The sequence below is a fragment of the Klebsiella oxytoca NBRC 105695 genome (genome assembly GCF_001598695.1).
GTDB classification, from domain to species: Bacteria; Pseudomonadota; Gammaproteobacteria; order Enterobacterales; family Enterobacteriaceae; genus Klebsiella; species Klebsiella oxytoca.
Window position 1 is genome coordinate 24341 of record NZ_BCZK01000007.1, and the last position, 26930, is coordinate 51270.

Genomic DNA, 26930 nt, shown 5'->3' on the forward strand with positions numbered 1-26930 from the left:
CTGCTGTTTTACAGGCCGACGTCCTGTCGGCCTGCCTTCTCGACTTATTCCATACTCTTACACAGCGAGCAAATCGCCCCCTGATGTTTATGCGAATGCATCACGTCAGGACGTTCGTACTCTTCCCGGCAGCTCAGGCAGCGGTAAACGGTGATCGACGCATTACCCTGCGCATCGTAGCGCGGCTCGGCGATACCGTCATCGCGCTGTTTAATGTAATAGCGCCCGCGGGTGGCGATTCCCATGACCGGCGTCATCACGAACGCTACCGCCAGCGCGATCAGCGGCGAGAACGGTGCCAGGGTGTCGCCTAACAGGCCGAAGAAGGCGCTAATCGAAAGGCCTGCCGCGAGGGCAAAAGAGACTACGCCTACCGGGTTGACGTTGTAGATCATCCCGCGGCGATACTCCGGCTGCGCCGGCGCCAGCTTCATCACCCCTTTATTGACGGTGATATCGGTGGCGACCACCACCACCCAGGCGATGGCAAAGTTAGAGTAGAAGCCGAGGATCCACGCCAGAGCGCTAAACATGTCGCCCTCCATCAGGGCGAGAGCAATCGTCAGGTTGACGATGACGAAAATAATTCTCCCCGGATAACGTTTGGTGGTGCGCGTCCAGGCGCTGGTCCACGCCAGCGAGCCGGAATAGGCGTTAGTGACGTTTATTTTTATCTGCGAGATAACCACCAGCACCACCGCGAGGGTGAGCGCCAGCCAGCCGGGGACCAGGTTATCGAAGACGCTGACGAACTGCTGTACCGGTTCGGTGTTGTGCACCGCCGGGAAGCGGGTCAGCAGATAGAACCCGAGAAAAGCGCCGATAATCTGTTTAATCGCACCTAACACGACCCAGCCCGGACCGGCGGAGAACACCGCCAGCCACCAGCTTTTGCTGTTTTCTGCGGTCTTCGGCGGCATAAAGCGCAGGTAGTCGATCTGCTCGCCAATCTGCATGATCAGCGACAGGCATACCCCCGCGCCGAGCATAATGGCGGTTAAATCTACCGTTGCGGCGTGGTTTTTACCGGCGAAGTTCATAAACCCATCCACCAGATCCGGGTCTTTGGCGATAAGCCAGGCCACCGGAACCACCATCAGGACCAGCCACAGCGGCGTCGTCCAGACCTGAAGGCGAGTCAGCGCTTTCATGCCGTAGACCACCAGCGGCAATACCATCAGGGTGGCGATGAGGTAGCCCATCCACAGCGGGATCCCTAAGCCCACCAGCAGCCCCTGCGCCATAATCGAGCCTTCGAGGGCGAAAAAGATAAAGGTAAATCCGGCAAAGATAATGCTGGTGATCACCGAGCCAAAGTAGCCGAAACCGGCGCTGCGGGTGATTAAGTCGAGGTCGATGTTATAGCGCGCGGCGGTAATCGCCAGCGGAATACCGGTAAGAAAAATAACCAGTGCCGCCAGCAGGATCGCGTAAATCGCATTGGTGGTACCCCAGGCCATGCCGATGCTGGCGCCGATAGAAAAGTCGGCCAGGTAGGCGATACCGCCTAATGCCGTCACCGCGACAACCCCCGGTCCCCAGCGGCGAAAGCTCAGCGGGGCATAGCGAAGCGTATAGTCTTCCAGCGTTTCTTTGGAGCCGGAGGCACTGGTTTGCGCAGGTAAATCAGTTTTTATATCCAGTGATGACATAGTCATTCCTTAATGGTTGGGCATGACTGGAATTAGCAAACCTTATGCCACATCGCAGGGCAGGCGCTGTCAGGGCTTCATGAAGGGGATGGCTAAAGAGAGGGCAGGGTATGCACCATCCCGACATCTTTGCGTCGGGATGGTGCAGAGGTTATTTGCCAAGCATGCCTTTGTCTTCGATAAAGGCGATGATATTTTGCAGGCCGTCGCCGCTTTTCAGGTTGGTGAAGCTCCACGGACGTTCGCCGCGCATGCGCAGGGTATCGCGCTCCATCACTTCCAGAGACGCGCCCACGTACGGTGCAAGATCGGTTTTGTTGATCACCAGGAAGTCGGATTTGGTGATCCCCGGCCCGCCTTTGCGCGGGATCTTTTCCCCTTCCGCCACGTCGATGACGTAGATGGTGAGATCCGCCAGCTCCGGGCTGAAGGTCGCGCTCAAGTTATCGCCGCCGCTTTCTACAAAGATCAGATCGAGATTGCCGAATTTCTCGCTTAGCGCTTCCACTGCGGCCAGGTTCATCGATGCGTCTTCGCGAATGGCGGTATGCGGGCAGCCGCCGGTTTCGACGCCGACAATTCGCTCTGGCTCCAGGGCGCCGGCTTCGGTGAGAATGCGCTGATCTTCTTTGGTGTAGATATCGTTGGTCACCACCGCCAGCTGCCAGGTGTCGCGCATGGCTTTGCAGAGGGCTTCCAGCAGCGCGGTTTTTCCGGAGCCGACCGGGCCGCCGACGCCGACGCGCAGCGGTTGCTTAATTATGTTCATATCTTCTCCTAAGAACGGAATAATCGGGAATACTGGGTTTCGTGCCGCGAGGAAGCGATAGCCGCAAGCGGCGTCGCCGAACCGATTGCGCAATCCGGGGCCGCAAGGGCGCTGTCCATGTCCGCCGCATAGCGGTCGCACAGGCGCAGAATCAACTGCTGGGCCGCCTGCTGGCCGAAGGGCACCAGCTTGACGCCCGCCATCACCGCGCTTTCAATCCAGCTATAGCCAAGGCTCAGGGCCAGGTCAGTAATGGCTATTTGCCAGCGTACGCCAAGCCACGCCATACCGGTTAACTGGCTTTGCTGACACAGCTTGCGCCACTCGGGCGGGCAGTCCGGCTGCCAGTCGGCCAGCAGCCGGGTGAAGGCTGCGCCGCGGTTGCGCTCTTCATCGCGCAGCTCGCGGGTTTCCCGGCAGGCGAGCAGATAAGCGGTCCAGCGCCGGGCACAGTCCAGATCGCCCGCTTCGCAGGCCCGGTAGAGCCGGGCAAACAGCGGCAGGTCGACGGTAAAAAAGCTCTGCTCCATCTGCCGCAGCTGCCAGCGCTCAAAGGCGGCGGTATCCGTTACCCAGCCCGCTTCCACCGCCCACTCCAGCCCCTGGGACCAGCTGTAGCCGCCAACCGGGAGGCTGCTGCTGGCAAGCTGCATCAGCCGCAGACGTTTTTCCGGCGTCGGCATTTAGTGGCTGTGCTCGTGATTGTGATGATGATGATGGCCGTGCGACTCGCTGGCGTAGGCGCCGGCTTCCGGTTCAAACGGCAGATGCGCGAAATCCACGGCCAGGCCAAACTGGCGCAGCATATCGTCCAGGACGTGGTCGTGATGGTAGCGCAGCTCGCCGGGCATAATCTGCAGCGGGACATGGCGATTGCCGAGGTGATAGCAGGCTTTCGCCAGCATAAAAGGATCCTCGCAGCGCACGACCGAAACGGCTTCATCGGCGGCAATCACTTCAATGAATTCGCTGCCGTTTTCGTTACTGAGAATATCGCCGCCGCGCAGCAGCAGACCGCGCGGCAGCAGCAGGCCCGCCTGACGGCCATCGTTGAGGGTGACTTTAATACGGCTTTTTACCCGCACGTCAATCGGCAGGGTAACGCTGGCCGTGGCCTGCGCCGGGGTCTCTACCCGCTGGGTCAAATAAAGCATTTGCGCTCCTTAAAACAGGAAATAACGTTGCGCCATGGGTAACACGTCCGCCGGTTCGCTGGTTATCAGTTCGCCGTCGATGCGCACCTCGTAGGTTTGTGAATCCACGGTAATATTGGGCAACAGGCCGTTGTGGTGCATATCGGCTTTTTGTACCGTGCGGCAGCCTTTAACCACCGCCGTCGCGCTGTGCAGGTTCAGCCGTTCAGCGACGCCGTTTTCCGCCGCCGCCTGCGACAGGAAGGTCAAACGGCAGCGGTGACGAGCGCTGCCCAGCGCGCCGAACATCGGGCGATAGTGCACCGGCTGCGGCGTCGGGATAGATGCGTTGATGTCGCCCATCGGCGCCATGGCGATCATGCCGCCTTTGACGATCGTCGCCGGTTTTACGCCGAAGAATGCCGGGGACCACAGCACCAGATCCGCCAGTTTCCCCACTTCAATCGAACCGACTTCATGGGCGATACCGTGGGTTAACGCCGGATTAATGGTGTATTTGGCGATATAGCGCTTCACGCGGAAGTTATCGTTATCGCCGCTCTCTTCCGCCAGCGGGCCGCGCTGAACTTTCATCCGGTGCGCCACCTGCCAGGTACGTAACACCACTTCGCCGACGCGACCCATGGCCTGCGAATCGGACGAGGTAAGGGAGAAGGCGCCCAGGTCGTGCAGGACGTCTTCCGCGGCGATGGTTTCCCGCCGAATGCGCGATTCGGCAAACGCCACGTCCTCGGCGATATCCGGGTCGAGATGATGGCAAACCATCAGCATGTCCAGATGCTCGTCAATGGTGTTGACGGTGTAGGGCAGCGTCGGATTAGTCGACGAGGGCAGAATATTGGGGTGTGCGCAGGCGGTAATAATATCTGGCGCATGGCCGCCGCCCGCGCCTTCGGTATGGAAAGTATGGATAGTGCGCCCGCCGATGGCCGCCAGGGTATCCTCAACGAATCCCGACTCGTTAAGGGTATCGCTGTGCAGCGCAACCTGAACGTCCATTTCGTCGGCTACGGTCAGCGCGCAGTTGATTGCCGCTGGCGTCGCGCCCCAGTCTTCGTGAATTTTCAGGCCGATAACCCCGGCCGCGACCTGCTCACGCAGCGCATCCGGATTCGAGCCATTACCTTTACCCAGCAGGCCGACATTGACCGGCAGGCTGTCCGCAGCCTGCAGCATCCGCGAGATGTACCACGGACCCGGGGTGCAGGTCGTGGCGTGGGTACCCGCCGCCGGGCCGGTACCGCCGCCGATCATGGTGGTGACGCCGGAGACCAGCGCTTCTTCCGCCTGCTGCGGGCAGATCCAGTGAATATGCGTATCGACGCCGCCGGCGGTGACGATCTTGCCTTCTGCGGCAATAATTTCCGTGGCCGCGCCGATCGGGATCGTGACGTTGGGTTGAATATCCGGGTTGCCGGCTTTGCCGATGGCGAAGATCCTTCCATCTTTGACGCCGATATCGGCTTTAACGATCCCCCAGTAATCGACGATCAGGGCATTAGTCAGCACCAGATCCGCGCACCCGGCAGAAAGCATCTGCCCCTGTCCCATACCGTCGCGGATCACTTTACCGCCGCCGAATTTGACCTCTTCGCCGTAGGTGGTCAAATCATCTTCGACCTCGATCCACAGCTCGGTGTCCGCCAGACGAACTTTATCGCCGGTGGTGGGGCCGAACATGTCGGCATAGGCTTGACGTGAAATCTCACTCATCATTTGCCTCCAGCTCACCCATTATTTCGCCGCGAAAACCGTGCACGACGCGGGCTCCGGCCAGCGCTACCAGCTCCACCTCGCGCTTTTGGCCCGGCTCGAAGCGCACTGCGGTTCCGGCCGCGATATTGAGACGGTAGCCCGTTGCCTGCTGGCGATCGAACTTCAGCGCCGGGTTGACCTCGGCGAAGTGATAATGGGAGCCGACCTGAATCGGCCGGTCGCCGTGATTTTCAACGATAATGCAGCAGGTAGCCCGGCCAACGTTAAGCGCTATCTGGCCCGGTTTAACCTGATATTCTCCTGGGATCATCGCGCTACCTCAGATTATCGGGTTATGGACGGTAACCAGCTTCGAACCGTCCGGAAAGGTGGCTTCGACCTGGATATCGGGGATCATTTCCGGTACGCCTTCCATGACCTGCTCGCGGCTCAGGACGTGGCGCCCTTCTTCCATTAGCTCTGCGACGCTTCTGCCGTCGCGCGCGCCCTCCATAATAAAAGCGCTAATCAGGGCCACGGATTCGGGATAGTTGAGCTTCAGGCCGCGGGCCAGGCGACGCTCCGCCACCAGCGCAGCGGTAAACAGCAACAGTTTGTCTTTTTCTCTGGGTGTCAGTTCCATAGCGTTCTCTTAAGTCAGCCAGATTCGGGGGAGTACCGGAGATTTGCCGGTCAGGTGCGGGCGCATAAACTGCCAGATATCGCGCATCGCCCGCTGGCAACGCAGATTATCGTCACTTAAAAAGCGTACCGTCAGCAGGCCGTCGGTGAGCGTGGCGCCGGCATAGTTTGCCAGCGGCGTAAGTTTTTCGCGTACGCCTTCCAGCAGCGTCTCGTTCGCCGGGTAGAACAGCATTGTTCCCACCCATGGCTGCTGCGCGATGCAGGCCAGCTCTCCATCGGCCAGGTTCAGGCGCTCAATCAGCAGCGGAGAGCCGTCGACCCACACCTCCAGTCGGTTGGCGAGCGCGCCGTGGCTAAAGGTTTCGCCGATGACCGGACGGCCAAGACATAGCAGGTCCCAGGCCAGCAGCGTGCTGGAGGAGGAGAGGTGAAACGCAGTATGCAAAGCGGCGTGAGCGCCGGGAAAGAAAATGGCATCCTGCGGCAACCACTCGAGCGTTGCGTTATCGCCCAGCGTCAGGGTTTGCAGAAGCCGCGCCTGCGCGCCGCTGCTGCGATAAAACTTGCTGGCGCCGGGCATGGTGATCAGCGTATGGCAATCGGACTCAATCGTGGCGCTGATGGTGAGTTCATCGCCGCCGACGATACCGCCGGGCGGATGAAGCAGATAGAGGTGGCAGGTCTCTTCTTCGGGATAAAACGGACGCTGAACGGTGAGTGGACCGACATGACGACGGGAGGCGAGCGTTGTTTTCCCGCCGAGAAGCTGAAAGCGGAGGTCCAGCGTGGCCTGCCAGCCTTTTTTATTCTGTGGTAACACCGTGCCGTGCAATGTCGCGCCCCTGCAAAATCAAGATAAAACAGCAGCGAAGAGTATTGATCGGGGGCCAACCATCCCGGTCATATGAAAAGCTTATGCCCGTCATACTTCGAGCCGCAGCCGCGTTGGCTACGGGCTACTCGGCCCATCCATGGGCCTCGCCCTGGCGGGCCGTCGCAAGCGACGTTCAAATCTGCTCCCGGCAGATTTGTCGTTCGCCCGAATCACTGACTGGAGTAAGTTCATCGGGACTCACTCACCGCCTTGCCGCGAAGTTGCGTCGAAGCAAAGGTTATTTCTGCTCCGGCGTTTTTTTCTTCTTTTTGAACCGGGTCCAGATGCGGGTTTCCTGACGCCGCCACAGACGCTGAATGTTGTCGTGATGGCGCAGCAGAATCAGGCATGAGAGCATCGAAACCGGGAAAGTATACTGCGGTTTGAACCACCAGACATAGAATGGCGCGATCAGCGCGCTGACGATCGCCCCCAGCGAGGAGTAGCCGCTGAGCAGAATCGTGAGCAGCCAGGTTCCGGCCATCACGCCGGTGAGATCCCAGCCGATAGGGGCGATGGCACCGAAAGCGGTCGCCACGCCTTTACCGCCGCGAAAGTTAAAAAATACCGGCCAGATATGGCCTACGCAGGCGGCAATGGCCACCAGACCGAGCCAGAACGGCGTCAGGCCTAGCGCCCACGCTCCCCAGACCGGCAGCATGCCTTTCAGTACGTCAAAAATAAGCACCGCTACGGCTGCGCCCTTGCCGCCAATTCGCAGGACGTTAGTCGCCCCTGGATTGCCGGAGCCGCTGTCGCGAGGGTCGGGAAGGCCAGCGAGGCGGCAAACGAGAATGGCGCTGGAGATTGAGCCGCAGAGGTAGGCGAGGATAACCAGTCCAGGCGCGATTGCACTCATCAGCTGTTCCATTTTGAAAGTGTCGTTTTATCCCCGGTGCGCTGCGCGTTATCCGCGCATTGGCTCGCAGAGACCCATAGCGATGCTATGCTCCTGGGGCCTTGCCGCGTCGCTCTCTTCCTGCAACGCAAATTATTTAGGGGATGTCTTTGCATCTGTGGATAATACGCATAATTGGCCGGAAGTGGTATCCGGTTTAGCCAAAAAGCAGGCAGGTCGTGATGGATATTGTATTTATAGAGCAACTTTCGGTAATCACCACTATTGGTGTTTATGACTGGGAACAAACCATTGAACAGAAGCTGGTGTTCGATATCGAAATGGCGTGGGATAACCGCAAAGCGGCGGCCAGCGATGATGTCAGCGATTGTCTCAGCTATGCTGATATCAGCGAGGCGGTCATCAACCACGTTGAAGGCGGGCGCTTTGCGCTGGTCGAGCGCGTGGCGGAAGAGATTGCTGACCTGCTGCTGGAAAAGTTTCAATCTCCATGGGTGCGTATTAAAGTCAGCAAGCCTGGCGCGGTAGCCCGGGCGGCCAACGTTGGCGTCGTGATTGAACGTGGCCTTAATCTGAAACAAAACTTTTCAGGTCATACTCGTTAAACAAATTGTGTTTATACCGGTCATAGAATCCGACCATCAGGCTATTTTATTTGCCGTTTTGTCCCCGGGAAGCGCCCGAAAGCCGCGCGTACAACCTGTACGCTCCCGTTTCTGCGCGCTGTCCGTGGCCAATATTGAAGCCTGATAGCCTGGTTATTCGTTTCTGGTTTTTTCATATTACTTTTTAAAGGGTTTAATTGGATGAGCGATATACACTCGCTGCTGGTGGCGGCAATATTGGGTGTGGTTGAAGGTTTGACCGAGTTTTTACCGGTTTCCAGTACTGGTCATATGATTATTGTCGGTCATCTGCTGGGTTTTGAAGGCGATACCGCAAATACGTTTGAAGTAGTGATTCAGCTTGGTTCCATTCTTGCCGTTGTTGTGATGTTCTGGCGTCGTCTGTTCGGCCTTATCGGTATTCATTTCGGCAAAAAGCCCGAGCATGAAGGCCAGGGCAGCGGTCGCCTGTCGCTTATCCATATTCTCTTGGGGATGATCCCGGCGGTAGTGCTGGGGCTGATTTTCCACGATACCATCAAGTCTCTGTTTAACCCGATAAACGTGATGTACGCGCTGATTGTCGGCGGCGTGCTGCTGATCGCAGCGGAAGTGCTGAAGCCAAAACAGCCCCGCGCGGTGGGCATTGATGATATGACCTATCGTCAGGCGTTCGTGATCGGCTGTTTCCAGTGTCTGGCGCTGTGGCCGGGCTTCTCGCGTTCCGGGGCGACAATTTCCGGCGGGATGCTGATGGGCGTAAGCCGCTATGCGGCCTCTGAGTTCTCATTCCTGCTGGCGGTGCCGATGATGATGGGCGCGACCGTACTGGATATGTACAAAAGTATTGGTTTCCTCAACGCCAGCGATATTCCGATGTTTGCCGTCGGTTTTATCACGGCGTTTATCGTCGCGCTGATTGCGATTAAAACCTTCCTGCAGCTGATTAAACGTATTTCGTTTATCCCGTTTGCCATCTATCGCTTTATCGTCGCGGCAGCGGTGTACGTGGTCTTCTTCTAAGCGCCAGCCCTCAGTCCTGCGGCTGGGGGCAACGCTTTTCTTTCCAGCGGGCGACGGCCTGAATCCGCCGACGCGTCAGCTCTTCACGAATCTCAATTCCCTGAAACCCTTCCGCAACGACCTCTTTTGTTGAGACCGCTCGGGCAACGTCCCATGCTTCCAGCAGCAGGCGACCCTGAGGGTAATCGCAGGCCTCAAAACCGGTGCGCCCGCGCACGTCGGCTTCACTGGTCAAGGCGATTTGCCTGACCCGCTGCGGCTTGCGCCAGGCATCAATATTATCGAACAGCTTGACCAGCGTTTTTGGCTGCAGCATGGGCAGGGTGTGAATCAGATCGTGAAATTCGGCGACCAGCTTTGCCAGATCGCGCAGCTCGTTGGGTACCCGCAGACGGGCGCAGAGCTGTTCGACCAGCTTTACGCCAGCCGGGCCGTGACCATGATGACGCGGCCAGAGCTCTTTTGGCGTCAGTCCTTTCCCGAGGTCGTGGCACAGGGTAGCGAAACGTACGTCGATTTCGGGTGACAGCATCGCCGCCATGGTGACGGTCATCAGGGTGTGCAGGCCGGTGTCGATTTCCGGGTGCCATTTAGCCGGAGCCGGTACGCCGTAAAGGGCGTCGACTTCCGGGAACAGCACCTTGAGCGCGCGGCAGTCGCGTAAGGTCTGGAAGAAGACCTGCGGGTTGCGGGTGGTAAGGGCGCTTTCCGTCTCTTTCCATACCCGCTCCGGCGTGAGATGCGCAAGCTCACCGGCATCGGCCATTGCGCGCATCAGCGCCATGGTTTCATCGGCGATACGAAACCCCAGATGCGCGTAGCGGGCGGCAAAACGCGCCACGCGCAGAACGCGTAGCGGATCCTCGCTAAAGGCGGGCGAGACGTGGCGCAGCAGGCGCTGGCGTAAATCAGACTGGCCGCCGTAGGGATCGATAATCTGACCGTCGGCGTCCTGGGCCAGCGCATTGATCGTCAGATCGCGGCGCAGCAGGTCTTGCTCAAGGGTAACGTCAGCGGCGGCATAGCAGGTAAAACCGGTGTAACCGGAACCGGACTTGCGCTCGGTGCGCGCCAGGGCATATTCTTCGCGGCTTTGCGGATGAAGGAACACGGGAAAATCACGGCCTACCTGCTGGTAGCCCGCGTCAAGGAGTTGCTGAGGCGTGGCGCCAACCACGACCCAATCTTTGTCTTTAACCGGTAGCCTTAATAACGCATCTCGTACTGCACCACCGACCAGATAAACCTTCACGCCTTACTCTCCCGTCTTCATTTTCTTACGATGATACGTAAGTCTGGCAGAGAAGACGAATTAGTTCATCCAACGGTCTTTGCGTTTGCGGCTCGGTACCAGGTGCGGCAATACCAGTCCCAGAATCAGGCCGACGCCCAGCACGCCGCCGCCGTACATAAACCACTGCATGATAATGGTGCGCTGTTTGTCATCAAGCTGCAGATTTGCGGCATTCACCTTCTTCTGCGCGACAACCAGCTCATTTTTCAGCTTTTGATTCTCTTCTTTCAGGCCGTTGATGACGGCATCGCTACCGGCGACTTTCTTCTGCATGTCCGCCGTGCGCTGGTTCCAGGTGGTATCAATGTTATTCAGTTTATCGGTCAGGGTTTTGACCTGGTTTTCCAGATCCGGCACGCGAGTGCGCAGGCTGGGCTCGTTGCTCAGCTCTTTCAAGGGGATCCAGGCGGTACGGCCGCTGCTGTCGCGCACCTGAGCATAGTTAGTGCTGTCGTTAGTTTGCAGCACTGCGACTTCTTCGCCGGCGTTGATGGTGCCCACAAGGCGATAGTTATCGCCCGGACCGCTGCGCACCCAGGTATTCAGTTCATCTGAAACGTAACGTTTTTCTTCCGCGTGAACCGCCGTGGCGGCGCTCAGCGCCAGCAAAGTCAATGTAATAAGGCGTAATTTTGGCATCAGGTCATCGTTTGGTCATAAAAAGTTGAACGATAGTAGTGGCATCGCCGAAGCGACGCAAAGTTTTCCGCCACAATCGGAATCATCCATCAGGTGGCCCGGCAAAATGCGCATTGCATGGCGATTCGCCGCAAAATACTATTTACTGACAAGAAATATCGTTGTTAGTTCGCCGCAATTTCCCGGCACAGCATATAAGCGGAAGAATTCAGTCATGGCTCAAGAAATCGAATTAAAGTTTATCGTTGATCAGAATGGCGTTGACGCGCTGCGTCAGCACCTCAATACGCTGGAGGCAAAGCACACGCCCGCGGGTCAATTACTGAATATTTACTATGAAACGGCGGATAACTGGCTGCGCCGCCACGACATGGGGCTGCGCGTTCGCGGCGACCAGGGGCGCTATGAGATGACGCTGAAAATCGCCGGGCGCGTCGTCGGCGGTCTGCATCAGCGTCCGGAATATAACATTCCGCTGGAAAGCCCTGAGCTGGCGCTGGAAAAGCTTCCGGCTGAAGTCTGGCCGCAGGGTGAACTGCCGGCGGAGCTTGCTGAGAACGTACAGCCGCTTTTCAGCACCGATTTTGAGCGTGAGCGATGGGTGGTCAAAGAAGGCGACAGCGAAATTGAAATCGCACTCGATCGCGGCGAAGTCAAAGCCGGCGAGCATCAGGAACCCATTTGCGAGCTGGAGCTGGAGCTTCTGTCCGGTAATACGCAGGATATTCTGACCCTTGCCCGCGGCCTGCTGGATACCGGCGTACTGCGTCAGGGAAGCCTGAGCAAAGCGGCGCGAGGTTATCATCTGGCGCAGGGCAACGAAGAACGCCCGCTGACCGCGTTAACGATCCTTCGCGTCGCGCCGAAAGCAAGCGTCGAACAGGGGCTGGAGGCGGCGCTGGAAAGCGCGCTGGCGCACTGGCTATATCATGATGAAGTCCTCAATCGCGGCAATGCGAAAGCGAAAGCGGAGATTTTGCACGCTATCGCCCGCGTGCGGCACGCGCTGGTACTGTTTGGCGGTATTGTCCCGCGCAAGGCCACCACGCTGCTGCGTGAACGTTTGAGCGAAGCCGAGGCGGCGCTGGCGGAAGCCGAAACGACCCAGGCGGCGCTTTTCAGCGTGGCGACCGTCAGAGCGAAGCTGGCGCTCACCGATCTGCTGGTTAACCGCGGCTGGCGTCCTTTCCTGAACGCAGCCGGAGAGCAGAAAATTGCCGGATCGTTTAAACGCTTTGCGGATATTCAGCTCTCCAGGGCGGCGGCGGAGCTGAAAAACGCTTTTCGTCAGCCGTCCGCTGACGGTTATGCCGATCAGCTTCCGCGTCTGACCCGCGAAATTGACACCGTTCAGCTGTTATCCGGCGCCTATGCCGATGCTGCCGCGCCGTGGCTGGAAAACTGGCAAGAAACCCGCCGGGCGATTGCGCATAATGACAGCAGCGTTATCGAATATTTTCGTCGCCAGGCGCTGGCCGCAGAGCCGTTCTGGCTGCATAGTGGAAAACGATAATTTCAGGCCAGGGAGCCCCTAAGATGCCGCTTTCTTCGCAATTACAGCAGCACTGGCAGACGGTCGCTGGCCGGCTGCCAGCGGATTTTCCCGTATCGACGTTGAGCGATCGGGCGCAATCAGTTATGGCATTCAGCGATTTCGTCGAACAGAGTCTGATCGCGCAGCCGCAGTGGCTGGCGGAGCTTGAAAGTGCGCCCCCCGAGGCGCAGGAGTGGCATCACTACGCCGAATGGCTGCAGGTGCGCCTGGCCGAGGTCAATGATGAAGCCGCGCTGATGCGCGAGCTGCGCCAGTTTCGCCGTCGGATCATGGTGCGTATCGCCTGGGCCCAGGCGCTATCGCTGGTCAGCGAAGAGAGCAGCCTGCAGCAGCTAAGCGCGCTGGCGGAGACCTTAATCGTCGCCGCGCGCGACTGGCTATACGCTGCCTGCTGTCGCGAATGGGGCACTCCATGTAATGCTGAAGGTACGCCGCAGCCGCTGCTGATCCTCGGGATGGGAAAGCTCGGCGGCGGCGAGCTGAACTTCTCCTCCGACATCGATCTGATTTTCGCCTGGCCGGAACATGGCGCCACGCGCGGCGGTCGTCGCGAACTGGATAACGCCCAGTTTTTTACCCGCCTCGGGCAGCGCCTGATTAAGGTACTGGATCAGCCCACCCAGGATGGCTTTGTCTACCGCGTGGATATGCGCCTGCGCCCGTTTGGCGATAGCGGTCCGCTGGTGTTGAGCTTTGCCGCGCTGGAAGATTATTACCAGGAGCAGGGACGCGACTGGGAGCGCTACGCGATGGTGAAAGCGCGAATTATGGGCGATAACGATGGCGTCTATGCCAGCGAGCTGCGCGCCATGCTGCGGCCGTTTGTCTTCCGCCGCTATATCGATTTCAGCGTGATTCAGTCTTTGCGCAACATGAAGGGCATGATTGCCCGGGAAGTGCGTCGCCGGGGATTAAAAGACAATATCAAGCTCGGCGCGGGCGGCATCCGAGAAGTGGAGTTTATCGTCCAGGTCTTCCAGCTGATTCGCGGCGGCCGTGAGCCAATGCTGCAGCAGCGGGCGCTGCTGCCGACGCTGGCCGCCATCGAAGAGCTACATCTGCTGCCGGAAGGGGATGCGCAGAGGCTGCGCGAAGCCTATCTGTTTTTGCGTCGTCTGGAAAACCTGCTGCAAAGCATCAACGACGAGCAGACGCAAACCTTGCCGCAGGATGAACTTAATCGCGCCCGGCTGGCCTGGGGGATGGGCGTTGCCGACTGGGATACACTCAGCTCGCGGCTGGCGGAACAGATGGCTAACGTGCGGCGCGTGTTTAATGAACTGATCGGCGACGATGAAACGCAGTCGCCGGATGAGCAGCTTGAAGAGTACTGGCGCGAGCTGTGGCAGGACGCGCTGCAGGAAGATGATACCAGCCCGGCGCTGGCGCATCTTGTAGACAGCGATCGCCGCAGCGTGCTGGCGCTGATCGCCGATTTTCGCAAAGAGCTGGACCGGCGCACGATTGGTCCGCGCGGTCGTCAGGTGCTTGACCAGCTCATGCCGCATCTGCTTAGCGAAATTTGTTCGCGCGCCGATGCTCCGGTACCGCTGGCGCGTATTACGCCGCTGCTCACCGGAATTGTCACCCGCACCACTTACCTGGAGCTGCTGAGCGAATTCCCCGGCGCGTTAAAGCACCTGATTAGCCTGTGCGCGGCGTCGCCGATGGTCGCCAGTCAGCTGGCCCGCCATCCGCTGCTGCTGGACGAACTGCTGGACCCGAATACGCTTTATCAGCCAACGGCCACCGATGCCTATCGCGATGAACTGCGCCAGTATCTGCTGCGCGTACCGGAAGATGATGAAGAGCAGCAGCTGGAGGCGCTACGCCAGTTTAAGCAGGCGCAGCTGCTGCACATCGCTGCGGCCGATATCGCCGGAACCCTGCCAGTGATGAAAGTGAGCGATCACTTAACATGGCTGGCGGAGGCGATGATTGACGCAGTCGTCCAGCAGGCATGGCTGCAGATGGTGGCCCGTTACGGGCAGCCGACGCACCTGCACGATCGCCAGGGGCGCGGTTTTGCGGTGGTCGGCTACGGCAAGCTGGGGGGCTGGGAGCTGGGCTACAGTTCCGATCTCGATTTGGTGTTCCTCCACGATTGCCCGATGGAGGTGATGACCGACGGCGAACGCGAAATCGACGGCCGTCAGTTTTATCTGCGCCTGGCGCAGCGCATCATGCATCTTTTCAGTACCCGCACCTCGTCAGGCATTCTGTACGAAGTGGATGCTCGCTTACGCCCCTCTGGCGCAGCGGGGATGCTGGTCACTACCGCCGATTCCTTTGCTGATTATCAGCAGAATGAGGCATGGACATGGGAACACCAGGCGCTGGTTCGCGCCCGCGTAGTGTATGGCGATCCTGAGCTACAGGCGCGCTTTGACGCCATTCGTCGGGATATTCTTACTACCCCGCGAGAAGGCGAAAAACTGCAGACCGAAGTGCGGGAAATGCGCGAAAAAATGCGCGCTCACCTGGGGAATAAGCATCACGATCGCTTTGATATTAAAGCCGATGTCGGTGGGATCACCGATATTGAATTTATTACTCAGTATCTGGTCCTACGCTATGCCAGTGATAAACCGAAGCTCACGCGCTGGTCCGATAACGTTCGTATCCTGGAACTGCTGGCGCAGAACGACATTATGGACGAGGCAGAGGCGAGGGCGTTAACTCACGCTTACACTACGCTGCGCGATGCGCTACATCACCTGGCGCTGCAGGAACAGCCGGGGCACGTGGCGCCAGATGCGTTTAGCCAGGAGCGTGAACAGGTCAGCGCCAGCTGGCAGAAGTGGTTGATGGCTTAACTAAAAAACCGGGTGTGCTATTATCGCGCGCAAAGTTTGCGTCTCGCAGGAGAGAGTAATGAAAGTAACGCTGCCAGAGTTTGAACGTGCAGGAGTGTTGGTGGTTGGCGATGTGATGCTGGACCGCTACTGGTATGGTCCCACCAGCCGTATTTCGCCGGAAGCGCCGGTACCGGTGGTGAAGGTGGAAAATATCGAAGAACGTCCTGGCGGCGCGGCAAACGTGGCGATGAACATTGCGTCGCTCGGCGCGACCTCCCGCCTCGTTGGTCTGACCGGGATTGACGATGCCGCCCGTGCGTTAAGTAAGGCGCTGGCTGACGTCAACGTGAAGTGCGACTTCGTATCCGTCCCGACGCATCCGACGATTACCAAACTGCGCGTGCTGTCGCGCAACCAGCAGCTGATTCGTCTCGATTTTGAAGAAGGGTTCTCCGGCGTCGATCCGCAGCCGATGCACGAACGTATTCAGCAGGCGCTGGGCTCTATTGGCGCCCTGGTGCTCTCTGATTACGCCAAAGGCGCGCTGACCAGCGTCCAGACCATGATCAAGCTGGCGCGCGATGCGGGCGTTCCGGTGCTTATCGATCCGAAAGGCACGGATTTTGAACGCTATCGCGGCGCTACCCTGCTGACGCCTAACCTCTCAGAATTTGAGGCGGTAGCGGGTAAATGTAAGGATGAAGAAGAGATCGTTGAACGCGGCATGAAAATCATCGCCGATTTCGACCTCTCTGCGCTGCTGGTGACCCGTTCCGAGCAGGGGATGACGCTGCTGCAGCCGGGGCGACCGCCGCTGCATATGCCCACGCAGGCCCAGGAAGTCTATGACGTTACCGGCGCGGGCGACACGGTCATCGGCGTGCTGGCGGCGACGCTGGCTTCCGGCAATACTCTGGAAGAAGCTTGCTACTTTGCCAACGCGGCGGCTGGCGTCGTGGTGGGTAAACTCGGTACCTCTACCGTTTCGCCTATCGAACTGGAGAACGCGGTACGCGGGCGCTCCGAGACCGGTTTTGGCGTGATGAGCGAAGAAGAACTCAAGCTGGCGGTAGCCGCGGCGCGCAAGCGCGGCGAGAAAGTTGTGATGACCAACGGCGTGTTCGATATTTTACACGCGGGCCACGTTTCCTACCTGGCGAACGCTCGCAAACTGGGTGACAGGCTGATTGTCGCGGTGAACAGCGATGCTTCAACCCGGCGTCTGAAAGGCGAGTCTCGTCCGGTCAACCCGCTGGATCAGCGAATGATCGTGCTGGGCGCGCTGGAGGCCGTCGACTGGGTGGTTTCTTTTGAAGAAGATACTCCGCAGCGGCTGATTGCCGGAATTCTGCCGGATCTGCTGGTGAAAGGTGGGGACTATAAGCCGGAGCAGATTGCCGGCAGCGAAGAGGTGTGGGCAAACGGCGGCGAGGTGCTGGTGCTCAACTTCGAAGATGGCTGCTCAACGACCAATATCATCAGGAAGATCCAGAAAGATAACAATCAGTAATGTTTTCTCTCTTCACTGGAGCGGCTGCTAATCCGGATCTGGTAAGCGAAAATAAGCGTAACCAGCGATAACGCTGCAAATTCGTACAACAGAGGCCCGCGATCGTCTAATCGTGGGCCTCTTTCTATTTAATGACGGCATAAATGATTTGGCTCAATAAATAGCCATTTCAGGCGCATTTTTCGTACAAAAAAAGTTAAGGTAAGGATAAATACTGAAGTCAGTAAAAAGCATATGACCAATCAGAACACCAACGGCTGAAGGAGTATGCGTATGAAGAATAAAGACATGTATTTAATGAAGAATTTTGATTTTCTGGCCCAGAGTTTCGCCAGAATGAACGCACAAGGTCAGCCCGTCGATCTTCAGGCCATTGTCGGCAATATGGATGAAGAGCATCGTGAATGGTTTTGTCAACGCTATGAACTTTACTGCCAGCAGGCGAATAAAGCCATGACCCCTGAAGCGGAGCTGGAGCACTAATCTACTTACCCTCAACCGATACGACAACGGGCCTGACGGCCCGTTGCTTATTTTTAGAGCTTCTCTTCGGCGTCCGGCGTCGCCGGCGCGTTTAGAGGACGATTTTCCAGCTCGCTCAGACGTTGCTCCAGAAGCGCCAGCTTTTCACGCGTGCGCAGCAGCACCTGCGTCTGCACGTCGAACTCTTCGCGGCTTACCAGGTCCAGGCGAGTTAACTGCGACTGGAGCACCTGACGAATTTTTTTCTCCACGTCTTCCCCCAGATCGCGGAGCCCCTTCGGCATCGATTCATGAACCTGGCGGGCGATTTGTTCAATTTTTTTCGGGTCAATCATGGTGGTTTCCTGCTCTGGTCGGTTATTCGCTCATTGTAGTGCGATCGGCGGTACCTATAAACCATAAATGTTTGAAGCTTATGCATTGCCGACGATAGTCAATAGCGTTATAGTTACTTCGCTTATTCTCAGGGCGGGGCGAAATTCCCCACCGGCGGTAAATCAACCATAGCGTTGAAAGCCCGCGAGCGCTTTCTGTAAATGCAGAAAGGTCAGCAGATCCGGTGTAATTCCGGGGCCGACGGTTAGAGTCCGGATGGGAGAGAGTAACGGCTCAGTCGGGTTTTCGCCCGCTTGCGTTGACTTTTGCCGCTAAACCGGCGCTCCTAAGACTGCCCTGATTCTGGTAACCATACAATTAATGAGGTTTATTTACCATGAATCAGACGCTACTTTCCTCTTTTGGTACCGCTTTTGAACGTGTGGAACGTGCTTTAGATGCACTGCGCGAAGGCCGCGGTGTGATGGTACTTGACGATGAAGACCGTGAAAACGAAGGCGATATGATTTTCGCCGCAGAAACCATGACCGTTGAGCAGATGGCGTTGACCATTCGCCACGGTAGCGGCATTGTCTGCCTGTGCCTGACGGAAGATCGTCGTAAACAGCTCGACCTGCCAATGATGGTAGAGAACAACACCAGCGCCTACGGTACCGGTTTTACCGTCACCATCGAAGCTGCTGAAGGCGTGACTACCGGCGTTTCCGCCGCTGACCGCGTAACGACCGTACGTGCGGCAATTGCCGATGGCGCGAAGCCGTCAGACCTGAACCGTCCTGGCCACGTTTTCCCGCTGCGCGCTCAGCCGGGCGGCGTTCTGACCCGCGGCGGCCACACCGAAGCTACAATCGATCTGGTCACCCTGGCTGGCCTCAAACCGGCGGGCGTACTGTGCGAACTGACTAACGACGACGGCTCTATGGCGCGTGCGCCGCAGTGCATTGAGTTTGCTAAACAGCACAATATGGAAGTAGTCACCATTGAAGATTTAGTGGCTTACCGTCGCGAACACGAGCGTAAAGCCAGCTAATTGCCGCTGGTTGCTGAATAAAGCCCGCCTTATGGTGGGCTTTATTGTTTTTAGCTTTTGTTTAGCCAATCCCTACCGTTTGCAAAACCACCAGGCTTAATCCCATTACCGACATTCCGCACAACACGCCATAGCTCGGGTTGCTTTGCGGATCGAGTTCTTTCGCCAGCGGCATGAGCTCATCAACCGATAGCGCAATCATAATACCGGCAACCGCGGCCATGACCGCGCCCATCATCACCGGAGAGATCACGCTGCCCAGTACCAGCCAGGCCAGCACGCCGCCGAAGATTTCCGCCATCCCGGAAAGCCCTGCCCAGAATACCGCTTTACTCCTGGAACCCGTGGCGGCATAGACCGGCCCTGCTACTGCCAGCCCTTCCGGGATGTTATGCAGCGCGACGGCTAACGCGACCCCCATGCCCAGCTCAAGGTTATTGCTGGCCGTCACAAAAGTGGCAATACCTTCAGGAAAGTTATGTAGGCTAATGCCTAACGTCAGCAATATCGCCGTACGTCGCAGATTTCGCGGGCGGGAGATGCCGGGGTTCATCAGATCTTGCGCATGGGCGTGAGGCAGCATGCGGTCAAGCGCAAAGTAGCCGAGAAGGCCGATGATAAACATGCCGTAGCCGAGCAGCGGCGACATGCCTTCAGTCGCCAGCGCAGCGGGCAGCATCTCCATTAAGGAAATGAGTAGCATGATCCCGGCGGCGAAACCCAGAGAGAAACCCAATAAGCGGTTCGAGGGTTTCTGGCCGAGCACGCCGAATATTGCCCCAATAAAGGTGGCGCTCCCTGCCAGCAGAGTCAAAATGATGGGTGAGGACAACATTCACCTCCTTATGAAAATGATTCTTATTGAGAATATCGCTATTCATAGACGATCGCGAGTGCACGGATTCACTCTTTACCGCCCCTTACATTCAAATTTTCTGACGATCATCATCATGCTTATCTGAGTTTATCCTGAATCAAAAGCGCGTAATGTAAATACATCAACTCTCTCTCAATCAAGGATATCACTATGTCCCGTATCCGCATGCCCGCGCTATTTTTAGGCCATGGCAGCCCGATGAACGTGCTGGAAGATAACATCTATACTCGCGCCTGGCGGCATCTGGGCGAGACTTTACCGCGGCCGAAAGCCATCGTGGTTATCTCCGCTCACTGGTTCACTCGCGGTACGGGAGTGACGGCGATGGAAGCGCCGAAAACGATTCATGATTTTGGCGGTTTTCCACAGGCGCTATACGATATGCATTATCCGGCTCCGGGTTCACCTGAACTGGCCCAGCGCCTGGTTGAGCTGCTGGCGCCGGTGCCGGTGACGCTGGATAAAGAAGCCTGGGGCTTTGACCATGGTTCATGGGGCGTGTTGATTAAAATGTATCCCGACGCCGATATTCCGATGGTGCAGCTAAGTATTGATAGCACGAAACCCGCCGCATGGCATTTCGAAATGGGGCGTAAGCTGGCTCAGCTGCGCGATGAAGGCATTATGCTGGTGGCAAGCGGCAACGTGGTGCATAACCTGCGCACCGCACGCTGGCACGGCGAGAATACGGCCTATCCCTGGGCGGAGTCGTTTAATAACTACGTGAAGGCGAACCTGGCATGGAAAGGCCCCGTGGCGGAACATCCGCTGGTGAATTACCTGACGCATGAAGGCGGATCGTTATCTAACCCAACGGCCGATCACTTCCTGCCGCTGCTGTACGTACTGGGGGCCTGGGACGGCGAGGAGCCGATTACGATCCCGGTAGAAGGAATGGAAATGGGATCCCTGAGCATGCTGTCAGTGGTGATTGGCGCTTGAGAACAGATAAACCCCGGCCGTACGCGATACTGCCGGGGTTAGAGGTTACTCAACGAAAATGTGCGGATAAAAACGCGATAGATCCTGGGTGATCATCGCCCGGTCTTCGCGAATGCCAATACCCGCCGGCTGGTCGTTAATCAGCCAGCTGCCGATGAGCGTGTAGCTGTCGCCAAACTTCGGCAACGGATAGAACTCCTGCACGATGGTGCCTTCTTCACCGTACGGACCTTCTACCGCCTCCAGCACTTTGCCGTTTTCAACAATAGAAATGTTAGCGCCTTCGCGGGAGAAAATGGGCTTGATAACGTACTTGTCCATTTCCGGGTGCGCATCTTCACTGAAATAAGCGGTCAGCAGGTTCGGATGGTTGGGGAACATCTCCCACAGCAGCGGCAGCAGCGCTTTGTTGGAGATGATGCTCTTCCAGGCCGGCTCCAGCCAGCGCACGCCTGCATCTTCCAGCTTGGTGGAGAACACCTCGCGCAGCATGTATTCCCACGGATAGAGCTTGAACAGATTACCAATCACCTGATCCTGGAGGTCGGTAAACTGGCCTTTTTCACCCAGTCCAATGTCTTCGATATAGAGAAACTCAGTAGCCACGCCCGCTTCTGCGGCGCAGTCCTGTAAATACTGCACGGTGCCACGGTCTTCAACGGTATCGCGGCAGCAGGCCATGTGGAGCAACTGGAAGCCGAACTGCTCGCGAAGCTCGCTGAAGCGATCGATCAGCTTCTCCTGCAGGCTGTTAAACTGATCGCTGCCCGCGGGCAGTTGACCGGCGTTCAGCTGATCTTCCATCCAGATCCACTGGAAGAATGCCGCTTCGTACAGCGAGGTCGGCGTATCGGCATTGTTCTCCAGCAGTTTCGGCTCACCGACGCCGTCCCACGCCAGATCGAGACGCGAATACAGCGAGGGCTGATGGGTTTTCCACGACTGACGCACGAATCCCCAGGTATGTTTGGGGATGCGGAATTTGGTCATTAAATCATCGCTGGCGATGACTTTTTCAACCGCCTGCAGACACATCTGGTGCAGTTCTGCCGTGACGTCTTCGAGCTTCTCAACCTGCGCCAGCGTCAGTTTGTAATAAGCTTCTTCGCTCCAGTACGGCTCGCCGTACATGGTGTGAAAGTTAAAACCATATTCTGTCGCTTTTTCACGCCAGTCCGGGCGCTCGGTAATGCTGATTCTTTCCATGTCGCTTAGCCGCCCATCGAGCGTGATGAAGAGGAGCTCGCCGAGCTGCGCTGCATTGTTGACTGCTTGGCGACCGAGTCGCCAAATCCGCCGCGCGTCACGGTGCTGGTGGTGGCCGGTTTTGGCGCCATTGCGGTTTTCGGCACGTTCATGGTACGGCCCGGCTGCGCTGCGCCGTAGCTCTTACCGCCAGCGTCGGTATATTTACCATAGGCCGGGCTGGCCGGGTTTTTTGAGCTGAACAGCGGCTGCTGAGCGCCCATTCCGCCGCCCATCATCCGGCCCATCATGTAGCCAGCCATCAGCGGCATCCAGAAGCTGCCGCTGCTTTGCGCCTGAGCCTGGTTTTCCGGAGCCATACCGGCCTGAGCCGGCGCCTGCTGGCACTGACCTTCACCGAACTCGGCGACGCAGTCTTCGCGGGAGGCGTATTTAGGGGCTGTACGTTCCGCTTCTTTAAGCGCGTTATTGTAGGCAGTGGTGCACTCTGCGGCTTTGCTCGGGTTGGCGGCAGAGCAGTCATCGGCGTTTTGATAAAGAGAAACCGTTTCATCGCTTTGTTCACAACCGGCGAGCATAAACACGGCCGTAACGGCAAGCGCAACGGGAGTTAAATGGCGCGCGCTCCAGCTTTTGCGAAAGGAGGCGTGATTAATATTTTTTGTCCGTTTCATGATTGTCTTCCTGGACCCAGTGGTATGCGTTTTGTTAACGCTCAGGATAGAGGATGAGTGGTGGAAAATGAAGCGAATAGGGGCGGAAAGCGGGAGATCTTTACGTTGCCTTACGTTTAACGCTTCGCTTACCCGTGTGGGTAAGCGAAGCGCGGACGACGCAAGCGGACTACTGGCGGAACGGGTTGCTGCCGCTGGTGCTGCGTGCTGATGCTGGTTTTGCCGCGGCGGTGTTGCTGTAGCCGTCGGCGCTGGCATCCTGCTGAGGATTTTCCGGCGCGACGCTATCCGGTGAAGTCGGAATAGACTTGCCCAGCGTATTGTTCAGCGCAACCAGATCCTGCTCGTTCAGCGTACCGAGTGCGGATTTGATGTTCAGCTCGTTAATCAGGTAGTTATAACGCGCGTTGGACAGTTGCTGTTTTGCGTTATACAGCGTAGTGGTCGCGTCCAGGACATCGACGATGGTACGCGTACCTACCGAATAACCCGCTTCCATAGCATCCAGGGAACTTTGCGCGGAAACCACGGCCTGTTTGTAGGCATTAATGCTGCTGATAGACGCGTTCACGTTGTTAAAAGATGAACGAACGGTCTGCACCACGCTACGGTGGGCGCTTTCCAGCTGTTCGCTGGCGCCGACAAAGTTGTACTGCGCCTGTTTAACCTGAGAGTTCACCATTCCGCCCTGATACAACGGCAGGGAGAAGCTAAGGCCGATTTTGTTCTGCCCTACGTCAGCGTCCTGTGAAATGCTCTTAGAGCCGCTGTAGCGGTTATTAGATACTCCGCTGGATGCGTTCAAATTCAGGGTCGGCAGATGCCCATCCTGCGCCTGGCGAATCTGCTCGCGCGCCAGATCCTGGCTCAGACGCGCCTGCAGCAGCGACAGGTTACGGCTTTCCGCTTCTTTCAGCAGCGCGTTAACGGCTGACGGTTTGTTGGTTTTAAAACCATCCACGTTGAGCGACGCCAGTTCTGGATAGTAGTTGCCGGTCACCTGGCGCAGTTCTTCGACGGCGTTATCGAGATCGTTGCGCGCGGTCACTTCGTTCGCCAGCACAGCATCGTACTGCGAGCGGGCGTTTTGTACGTCAGTGATGGCAACCAGGCCAACGTTAAAGCGCTGGGTGGTCTGATCTAACTGACGATAAATCGCCTGTTTCTGCGCTTCGGTATAGGAGAGCGTATCGATCGCGGCCAGCACTTTAAAATAGGCGGTTGCGGTATTGAGGATCAGCGTTTGCTGGTCCGTCTGGTAGGTGACGTCCTGAATACCGGCTTGTTTTTCCTGCAGCGTCAGCGCGCGCCACTTCGACATATCGAACAGGACCTGCGTGAGCTGTAGCGAGCCGCTGGTAACGTTAGAGTTCTGGTCTTTATAATCACGGAAACCGCTGGTATAGGTATAGTCCGCACCCAGACCGAGCTGCGGCAGTAATGGGCTACGCGCTTCGTTGATCTTCTCGAATGCGGCATCACGATCGGCTGCTGATTTACGCAGATCAGGGTTACTGATACGCGCCTGCTGATAAACCTGCAGCAGGTTTTCTGCCTGGCTCATGGCGCTGAAGCCAGTCAGGCCCAGGCCGATAAGGATGGGAAAGAGTTTCTTCATTTGCATTCCTTGTTGTGAAGCATTTAGCGCTACTCAAATTCTAAAAATAATCGCTGATTGTATAGAGTCTGTTACCGTAAAAAGTTGGCGTTATGTGCCATGGGGCGGTAATTTGCACCAATCTAACATACGCGCCATAAAACGGTAGCCACACCGTCTATAAATTCATAACTTCATATTCTACAGGATATCGAAATGAGTAATGTCAATCAGCAGGAGATTACCTTCTCTAAAAACGATGTAGAAATTATTGCACGCGAAACGCTCTATCGTGGTTTTTTTTCGCTCGATTTATATCGTTTCCGCCACCGCCTGTTTAACGGTGAGATGAGCGGCGAGGTGACCCGCGAAATTTTTGAGCGCGGTCACGCAGCAGTCTTGCTACCCTTTGACCCGGTGCGTGATGAAGTGGTGCTCGTCGAGCAGATCCGTATTGCGGCGTATGATACCAGTGAGAGCCCGTGGCTGCTCGAAATGGTCGCCGGCATGATTGAAGAAGGCGAGTCGCCTGAAGATGTCGCCCGCCGTGAGGCGGTAGAAGAAGCCGGGCTTAATGTCGGCCGTATTAAGCCGGTCCTGAGTTACCTGGCCAGCCCCGGCGGCACCAGCGAAAGGCTGTCTATTATGGTGGGTGAAGTCGATGCAACGACGGCAAAGGGGATTCACGGACTGGCCGATGAAAATGAGGATATTCGTGTCCATGTGGTAAGCCGGGAACAGGCTTATCGGTGGGTAGAAGAGGGGAAAATCGACAACGCAGCCTCTGTCATTGCGCTGCAATGGCTGCAACTGCATTATCACAATTTACGAAACGAGTGGACAAAATGAAGCGTTATACACCTGACTTCCCTGAAATGATGCGCCTGTGTGAAACCAATTTTGCTCAGCTGCGCCGCCTGTTGCCGCGAACGGATGCAGCGGGAGAAAAGGTGAGTTACCAGGTGGGCAATGCGCAATACCGATTAACGATCGTCGAATCGACCCGCTACACTACCTTAGTGGCGATTGAACAGACTCTGCCAGCGGTAAGCTACTGGAGTCTGCCGTCAATGACGGTACGGCTCTATCACGATGCAATGGTCGCTGAAGTGTGTTCAAGCCAGCAGATCTTTCGCTTCAAAGCGCGGTATGATTATCCTAATAAAAAGTTGCATCAACGCGACGAAAAGCATCAAATTAATCAGTTTCTGGCCGATTGGCTGCGATACTGTTTAGCACATGGAGCGATGGCGATTCCGGTTTGTTAGCGTCGTGAAACCTAAGGACACCATTTGGAAAGCCTGTTAAACCTACCTTTGGCTGGTGAGGCCAGAGTCAGGATATTACAAATTACTGATACTCACCTGTTTGCTGAAAAACACGAAACGCTGTTAGGTATCAATACCTGGGAAAGCTATCAGGCTGTACTGGATGCTATCCACGCCTCTCAGCGAGAATGCGACCTGATTGTTGCCACAGGCGATCTGGCGCAAGATCACTCCGCCGCGGCCTATCAGCATTTTGCTGAAGGCATCGCGAGTTTTGCTGCACCCTGCGTCTGGCTACCGGGCAATCATGATTTTCAACCGGCGATGTACAGCACGCTGCAGGAATCAGGCATCTCCCCCGCTAAACGCGTATTGCTGGGCGACCACTGGCAAATATTGCTGATGGACAGCCAGGTGTTCGGTGTGCCGCACGGCGAGCTGAGCGATTTCCAGTTGGAGTGGCTTGAGCAGAAGCTGACGGAGGTTCCTGAGCGTTACACGCTGCTGCTGTTACACCATCATCCTCTGCCGTCAGGCTGTAGCTGGCTGGATCAGCATAGCCTGCGCAATGCCGGGGCGCTTGATTGCGCGCTGGCTGCTTTTCCTCGCGTTAAGCATCTGCTGTGCGGTCATATTCACCAGGAGCTGGACCTTGACTGGAACGGGCGGCGAATGATGGCCACGCCATCCACCTGCGTGCAGTTTAAGCCGCACTGCGCTAACTTCACGCTCGATACCGTCTCCCCAGGCTGGCGCTGGCTGGAACTGCATCCTGACGGCACCTTGACCACTGAAGTTTGCCGCCTTGAAGGCGTGAAATTTCACCCGGATATCGCTTCAGAAGGATACTGATGTCTACGCTTCTCTACCTGCATGGTTTTAACAGCTCACCGCGGTCGGCAAAAGCGACTGCGCTGAATGAGTGGCTGGCGCGGACTTATCCCCACATCTCTATGGTGATACCTGAGCTCCCGGTTTATCCTGCGCAAGCGGCGGAATATCTGGAGGCCCTCGTGCTGGAACACGGCGGCGAACCGCTGGGCGTTGTCGGCTCCTCGCTGGGGGGATATTATGCGACCTGGCTATCGCAGTGTTTTATGCTGCCCGCGGTGGTAGTGAACCCTGCGGTGCGCCCGTTCGAGCTGCTGAACAATTTCCTGGGCCCCAATGAGAATCCATACACGGGGCAGCAATATGTGCTAGAGTCACGCCATATTTACGATCTCAAAGTCATGCAAATTGACCCGCTGGAAGCGCCGGATTTAATCTGGTTATTACAGCAAACGGGCGATGAAGTGCTTGATTACCGCCAGGCCGTTGATTTTTTCGCCTCCTGCCGACAAACGGTAGAGGAGGGCGGTAATCACGCATTTGTTGGCTTTGAAGATCATTTCACTCAGATTATCGATTTTCTGGGCCTGCGCTAAGCGGTTCGGAACGACCTA

28 protein-coding genes, 1 pseudogene and 1 riboswitch are annotated in these 26930 nt (G+C 57.0%); of the genes and pseudogenes, 13 read left to right on the plus strand and 16 right to left on the minus strand.

Annotated elements, in window-relative coordinates; genetic code table 11:
* Positions 1 to 44: 44 nt before the first annotated feature.
* The 8 genes from KO1_RS13515 to KO1_RS13550 form a co-directional block, all read right to left on the minus strand.
* Positions 45 to 1652 carry a purine-cytosine permease family protein gene (locus KO1_RS13515; protein ID WP_032729228.1) on the minus strand — a complete coding sequence of 536 codons (1608 nt, stop codon included), beginning with the start codon at positions 1650 to 1652 and terminating at the stop codon, positions 45 to 47.
* Positions 1653 to 1803: 151 nt separating this feature from the next.
* Positions 1804 to 2421 (minus strand): urease accessory protein UreG, encoded by a 618-nt coding sequence (gene ureG / locus KO1_RS13520; protein ID WP_032729229.1) that lies wholly within the window; start codon positions 2419 to 2421, stop codon positions 1804 to 1806.
* Positions 2422 to 2429: 8 nt separating this feature from the next.
* Positions 2430 to 3104, minus strand: a complete 675-nt coding sequence (locus tag KO1_RS13525) for an urease accessory protein UreF (protein WP_032729230.1) — start codon at positions 3102 to 3104, stop codon at positions 2430 to 2432.
* Positions 3105 to 3575 carry an urease accessory protein UreE gene (gene ureE, locus KO1_RS13530; RefSeq protein WP_004105893.1) on the minus strand — a complete coding sequence of 157 codons (471 nt, stop codon included), beginning with the start codon at positions 3573 to 3575 and terminating at the stop codon, positions 3105 to 3107.
* A 9-nt stretch (positions 3576 to 3584) separates the two neighbouring features.
* The gene (gene ureC / locus KO1_RS13535) at positions 3585 to 5288 is read right to left on the minus strand and encodes an urease subunit alpha (protein WP_016808009.1); all 1704 of its coding nucleotides are present in this window, start codon (positions 5286 to 5288) and stop codon (positions 3585 to 3587) included.
* On the minus strand, positions 5281 to 5601 hold the full coding sequence (locus KO1_RS13540) for an urease subunit beta (RefSeq protein WP_004105889.1): 321 nt from the start codon (positions 5599 to 5601) through the stop codon (positions 5281 to 5283). Before KO1_RS13540 ends, ureC begins: the two co-directional genes overlap by 8 nt.
* A 9-nt stretch (positions 5602 to 5610) precedes the next feature.
* Positions 5611 to 5913, minus strand: a complete 303-nt coding sequence (locus KO1_RS13545; RefSeq protein ID WP_004105887.1) for an urease subunit gamma — start codon at positions 5911 to 5913, stop codon at positions 5611 to 5613.
* A gap of 9 nt (positions 5914 to 5922) precedes the next feature.
* Positions 5923 to 6747 (minus strand): urease accessory protein UreD, encoded by an 825-nt coding sequence (locus KO1_RS13550; RefSeq protein WP_004115638.1) that lies wholly within the window; start codon positions 6745 to 6747, stop codon positions 5923 to 5925.
* On the opposite strand from KO1_RS13550, the pseudogene KO1_RS28725 reads away from it, so the two are divergent.
* Positions 6737 to 6820: pseudogene (locus tag KO1_RS28725) on the plus strand (short-chain dehydrogenase); the annotation flags it as partial. The gene KO1_RS13550 and the pseudogene KO1_RS28725 overlap by 11 nt on opposite strands.
* 207 nt (positions 6821 to 7027) lie before the next feature.
* On the opposite strand, the gene plsY reads toward KO1_RS28725, so the two are convergent.
* Positions 7028 to 7648 carry a glycerol-3-phosphate 1-O-acyltransferase PlsY gene (gene plsY / locus KO1_RS13555; RefSeq protein WP_004105883.1) on the minus strand — a complete coding sequence of 207 codons (621 nt, stop codon included), beginning with the start codon at positions 7646 to 7648 and terminating at the stop codon, positions 7028 to 7030.
* Positions 7649 to 7869: 221 nt separating this feature from the next.
* Here plsY and folB point away from each other — a divergent pair, with 221 nt between their 5' ends.
* Together folB and bacA are read left to right on the plus strand one after the other, a co-directional pair.
* A complete protein-coding gene (gene folB / locus KO1_RS13560) occupies positions 7870 to 8253 on the plus strand; it encodes a bifunctional dihydroneopterin aldolase/7,8-dihydroneopterin epimerase (RefSeq protein WP_004105881.1) in 384 nt (127 codons plus the stop codon).
* A 201-nt stretch (positions 8254 to 8454) separates the two neighbouring features.
* Complete coding sequence (gene bacA / locus KO1_RS13565; RefSeq protein WP_004105879.1) at positions 8455 to 9276, plus strand: undecaprenyl-diphosphate phosphatase; 822 nt, start codon at positions 8455 to 8457, stop codon at positions 9274 to 9276.
* A gap of 10 nt (positions 9277 to 9286) precedes the next feature.
* On the opposite strand, the gene KO1_RS13570 is transcribed toward bacA, so the two are convergent.
* Both KO1_RS13570 and KO1_RS13575 read right to left on the minus strand, forming a co-directional pair.
* The gene (locus KO1_RS13570; RefSeq protein WP_004105877.1) at positions 9287 to 10528 is read right to left on the minus strand and encodes a multifunctional CCA addition/repair protein; all 1242 of its coding nucleotides are present in this window, start codon (positions 10526 to 10528) and stop codon (positions 9287 to 9289) included.
* A 60-nt stretch (positions 10529 to 10588) separates the two neighbouring features.
* Positions 10589 to 11209 carry a TIGR04211 family SH3 domain-containing protein gene (locus KO1_RS13575; RefSeq protein ID WP_004105876.1) on the minus strand — a complete coding sequence of 207 codons (621 nt, stop codon included), beginning with the start codon at positions 11207 to 11209 and terminating at the stop codon, positions 10589 to 10591.
* Between the two features lie 214 nt (positions 11210 to 11423).
* On the opposite strand from KO1_RS13575, the gene KO1_RS13580 reads away from it, so the two are divergent.
* The 4 genes from KO1_RS13580 (at position 11424) to glgS (ending at position 17555) form a co-directional block, all read left to right on the plus strand.
* Complete coding sequence (locus KO1_RS13580; RefSeq protein WP_049593629.1) at positions 11424 to 12722, plus strand: CYTH domain-containing protein; 1299 nt, start codon at positions 11424 to 11426, stop codon at positions 12720 to 12722.
* Positions 12723 to 12745: 23 nt separating this feature from the next.
* Positions 12746 to 15580 carry a bifunctional [glutamate--ammonia ligase]-adenylyl-L-tyrosine phosphorylase/[glutamate--ammonia-ligase] adenylyltransferase gene (gene glnE, locus KO1_RS13585; protein WP_064406943.1) on the plus strand — a complete coding sequence of 945 codons (2835 nt, stop codon included), beginning with the start codon at positions 12746 to 12748 and terminating at the stop codon, positions 15578 to 15580.
* A gap of 58 nt (positions 15581 to 15638) precedes the next feature.
* The gene (hldE, locus tag KO1_RS13590; protein WP_004115631.1) at positions 15639 to 17072 is read left to right on the plus strand and encodes a bifunctional D-glycero-beta-D-manno-heptose-7-phosphate kinase/D-glycero-beta-D-manno-heptose 1-phosphate adenylyltransferase HldE; all 1434 of its coding nucleotides are present in this window, start codon (positions 15639 to 15641) and stop codon (positions 17070 to 17072) included.
* 273 nt (positions 17073 to 17345) lie between these two features.
* On the plus strand, positions 17346 to 17555 hold the full coding sequence (glgS, locus tag KO1_RS13595) for a cell surface composition regulator GlgS (RefSeq protein ID WP_004115630.1): 210 nt from the start codon (positions 17346 to 17348) through the stop codon (positions 17553 to 17555).
* Between the two features lie 53 nt (positions 17556 to 17608).
* Here the strand turns inward: glgS and ubiK are convergent, their stop codons facing one another.
* The gene (ubiK, locus tag KO1_RS13600; RefSeq protein WP_017145410.1) at positions 17609 to 17890 is read right to left on the minus strand and encodes a ubiquinone biosynthesis accessory factor UbiK; all 282 of its coding nucleotides are present in this window, start codon (positions 17888 to 17890) and stop codon (positions 17609 to 17611) included.
* 120 nt (positions 17891 to 18010) lie between these two features.
* A riboswitch (FMN riboswitch) is annotated at positions 18011 to 18162 on the plus strand.
* 105 nt (positions 18163 to 18267) lie between these two features.
* On the opposite strand from ubiK, the gene ribB reads away from it, so the two are divergent.
* Complete coding sequence (gene ribB / locus KO1_RS13605; RefSeq protein WP_004105870.1) at positions 18268 to 18921, plus strand: 3,4-dihydroxy-2-butanone-4-phosphate synthase; 654 nt, start codon at positions 18268 to 18270, stop codon at positions 18919 to 18921.
* Positions 18922 to 18982: 61 nt separating this feature from the next.
* Here ribB and zupT read toward each other — a convergent pair whose 3' ends face one another.
* Positions 18983 to 19753: a zinc transporter ZupT gene (gene zupT, locus KO1_RS13610; protein ID WP_024274733.1), complete on the minus strand. Its 771-nt coding sequence runs from the start codon at positions 19751 to 19753 to the stop codon at positions 18983 to 18985.
* 195 nt (positions 19754 to 19948) lie between these two features.
* On the opposite strand from zupT, the gene ygiD reads away from it, so the two are divergent.
* A complete protein-coding gene (gene ygiD / locus KO1_RS13615) occupies positions 19949 to 20740 on the plus strand; it encodes a 4,5-DOPA-extradiol-dioxygenase (RefSeq protein ID WP_004105868.1) in 792 nt (263 codons plus the stop codon).
* A 45-nt stretch (positions 20741 to 20785) separates the two neighbouring features.
* Here the strand turns inward: ygiD and KO1_RS13620 are convergent, their stop codons facing one another.
* From KO1_RS13620 to tolC, 3 genes are all read right to left on the minus strand, one after another.
* Positions 20786 to 21946: a glutathionylspermidine synthase family protein gene (locus KO1_RS13620; RefSeq protein ID WP_017145412.1), complete on the minus strand. Its 1161-nt coding sequence runs from the start codon at positions 21944 to 21946 to the stop codon at positions 20786 to 20788.
* A gap of 5 nt (positions 21947 to 21951) precedes the next feature.
* On the minus strand, positions 21952 to 22620 hold the full coding sequence (locus KO1_RS13625) for a DUF1190 family protein (protein ID WP_004105863.1): 669 nt from the start codon (positions 22618 to 22620) through the stop codon (positions 21952 to 21954).
* 169 nt (positions 22621 to 22789) lie between these two features.
* The gene (gene tolC / locus KO1_RS13630; RefSeq protein WP_004105860.1) at positions 22790 to 24238 is read right to left on the minus strand and encodes an outer membrane channel protein TolC; all 1449 of its coding nucleotides are present in this window, start codon (positions 24236 to 24238) and stop codon (positions 22790 to 22792) included.
* Between the two features lie 195 nt (positions 24239 to 24433).
* Here tolC and nudF point away from each other — a divergent pair, with 195 nt between their 5' ends.
* Genes nudF through yqiA form a run of 4 tightly spaced genes read left to right on the plus strand, consistent with a single transcriptional unit; the run spans position 24434 to position 26912 of the window.
* Positions 24434 to 25066, plus strand: a complete 633-nt coding sequence (gene nudF / locus KO1_RS13635) for an ADP-ribose diphosphatase (RefSeq protein ID WP_004105859.1) — start codon at positions 24434 to 24436, stop codon at positions 25064 to 25066.
* Positions 25063 to 25485 carry a DUF1249 family protein gene (locus tag KO1_RS13640; RefSeq protein ID WP_004105856.1) on the plus strand — a complete coding sequence of 141 codons (423 nt, stop codon included), beginning with the start codon at positions 25063 to 25065 and terminating at the stop codon, positions 25483 to 25485. Before nudF ends, KO1_RS13640 begins: the two co-directional genes overlap by 4 nt.
* A gap of 24 nt (positions 25486 to 25509) precedes the next feature.
* Positions 25510 to 26337 (plus strand): 3',5'-cyclic-AMP phosphodiesterase, encoded by an 828-nt coding sequence (gene cpdA, locus KO1_RS13645; RefSeq protein ID WP_004105854.1) that lies wholly within the window; start codon positions 25510 to 25512, stop codon positions 26335 to 26337.
* Entirely contained in the window at positions 26337 to 26912 is a 576-nt protein-coding gene (gene yqiA / locus KO1_RS13650; RefSeq protein ID WP_004105852.1) for an esterase YqiA, read from the plus strand. Before cpdA ends, yqiA begins: the two co-directional genes overlap by 1 nt.
* The last annotated feature ends 18 nt before the right edge of the window (positions 26913 to 26930 follow it).

What these genes read in the sequence shown, in the direction of transcription:
- KO1_RS13515 (WP_032729228.1), bottom strand. Translation starts at nt 1,652, where the DNA reads ATGTCATCACTGGATATAAAAACTGATTTACCTGCGCAAACCAGTGCC.
- ureG (WP_032729229.1), bottom strand. Translation starts at nt 2,421, where the DNA reads ATGAACATAATTAAGCAACCGCTGCGCGTCGGCGTCGGCGGCCCGGTC.
- KO1_RS13525 (WP_032729230.1), bottom strand. Translation starts at nt 3,104, where the DNA reads ATGCCGACGCCGGAAAAACGTCTGCGGCTGATGCAGCTTGCCAGCAGC.
- ureE (WP_004105893.1), bottom strand. Translation starts at nt 3,575, where the DNA reads ATGCTTTATTTGACCCAGCGGGTAGAGACCCCGGCGCAGGCCACGGCC.
- ureC (WP_016808009.1), bottom strand. Translation starts at nt 5,288, where the DNA reads ATGAGTGAGATTTCACGTCAAGCCTATGCCGACATGTTCGGCCCCACC.
- KO1_RS13540 (WP_004105889.1), bottom strand. Translation starts at nt 5,601, where the DNA reads ATGATCCCAGGAGAATATCAGGTTAAACCGGGCCAGATAGCGCTTAAC.
- KO1_RS13545 (WP_004105887.1), bottom strand. Translation starts at nt 5,913, where the DNA reads ATGGAACTGACACCCAGAGAAAAAGACAAACTGTTGCTGTTTACCGCT.
- plsY (WP_004105883.1), bottom strand. Translation starts at nt 7,648, where the DNA reads ATGAGTGCAATCGCGCCTGGACTGGTTATCCTCGCCTACCTCTGCGGC.
- folB (WP_004105881.1), top strand. Translation starts at nt 7,870, where the DNA reads ATGGATATTGTATTTATAGAGCAACTTTCGGTAATCACCACTATTGGT.
- bacA (WP_004105879.1), top strand. Translation starts at nt 8,455, where the DNA reads ATGAGCGATATACACTCGCTGCTGGTGGCGGCAATATTGGGTGTGGTT.
- KO1_RS13575 (WP_004105876.1), bottom strand. Translation starts at nt 11,209, where the DNA reads ATGCCAAAATTACGCCTTATTACATTGACTTTGCTGGCGCTGAGCGCC.
- KO1_RS13580 (WP_049593629.1), top strand. Translation starts at nt 11,424, where the DNA reads ATGGCTCAAGAAATCGAATTAAAGTTTATCGTTGATCAGAATGGCGTT.
- glnE (WP_064406943.1), top strand. Translation starts at nt 12,746, where the DNA reads ATGCCGCTTTCTTCGCAATTACAGCAGCACTGGCAGACGGTCGCTGGC.
- hldE (WP_004115631.1), top strand. Translation starts at nt 15,639, where the DNA reads ATGAAAGTAACGCTGCCAGAGTTTGAACGTGCAGGAGTGTTGGTGGTT.
- glgS (WP_004115630.1), top strand. Translation starts at nt 17,346, where the DNA reads ATGAAGAATAAAGACATGTATTTAATGAAGAATTTTGATTTTCTGGCC.
- ubiK (WP_017145410.1), bottom strand. Translation starts at nt 17,890, where the DNA reads ATGATTGACCCGAAAAAAATTGAACAAATCGCCCGCCAGGTTCATGAA.
- ribB (WP_004105870.1), top strand. Translation starts at nt 18,268, where the DNA reads ATGAATCAGACGCTACTTTCCTCTTTTGGTACCGCTTTTGAACGTGTG.
- ygiD (WP_004105868.1), top strand. Translation starts at nt 19,949, where the DNA reads ATGTCCCGTATCCGCATGCCCGCGCTATTTTTAGGCCATGGCAGCCCG.
- KO1_RS13620 (WP_017145412.1), bottom strand. Translation starts at nt 21,946, where the DNA reads ATGGAAAGAATCAGCATTACCGAGCGCCCGGACTGGCGTGAAAAAGCG.
- KO1_RS13625 (WP_004105863.1), bottom strand. Translation starts at nt 22,620, where the DNA reads ATGAAACGGACAAAAAATATTAATCACGCCTCCTTTCGCAAAAGCTGG.
- tolC (WP_004105860.1), bottom strand. Translation starts at nt 24,238, where the DNA reads ATGAAGAAACTCTTTCCCATCCTTATCGGCCTGGGCCTGACTGGCTTC.
- nudF (WP_004105859.1), top strand. Translation starts at nt 24,434, where the DNA reads ATGAGTAATGTCAATCAGCAGGAGATTACCTTCTCTAAAAACGATGTA.
- KO1_RS13640 (WP_004105856.1), top strand. Translation starts at nt 25,063, where the DNA reads ATGAAGCGTTATACACCTGACTTCCCTGAAATGATGCGCCTGTGTGAA.
- yqiA (WP_004105852.1), top strand. Translation starts at nt 26,337, where the DNA reads ATGTCTACGCTTCTCTACCTGCATGGTTTTAACAGCTCACCGCGGTCG.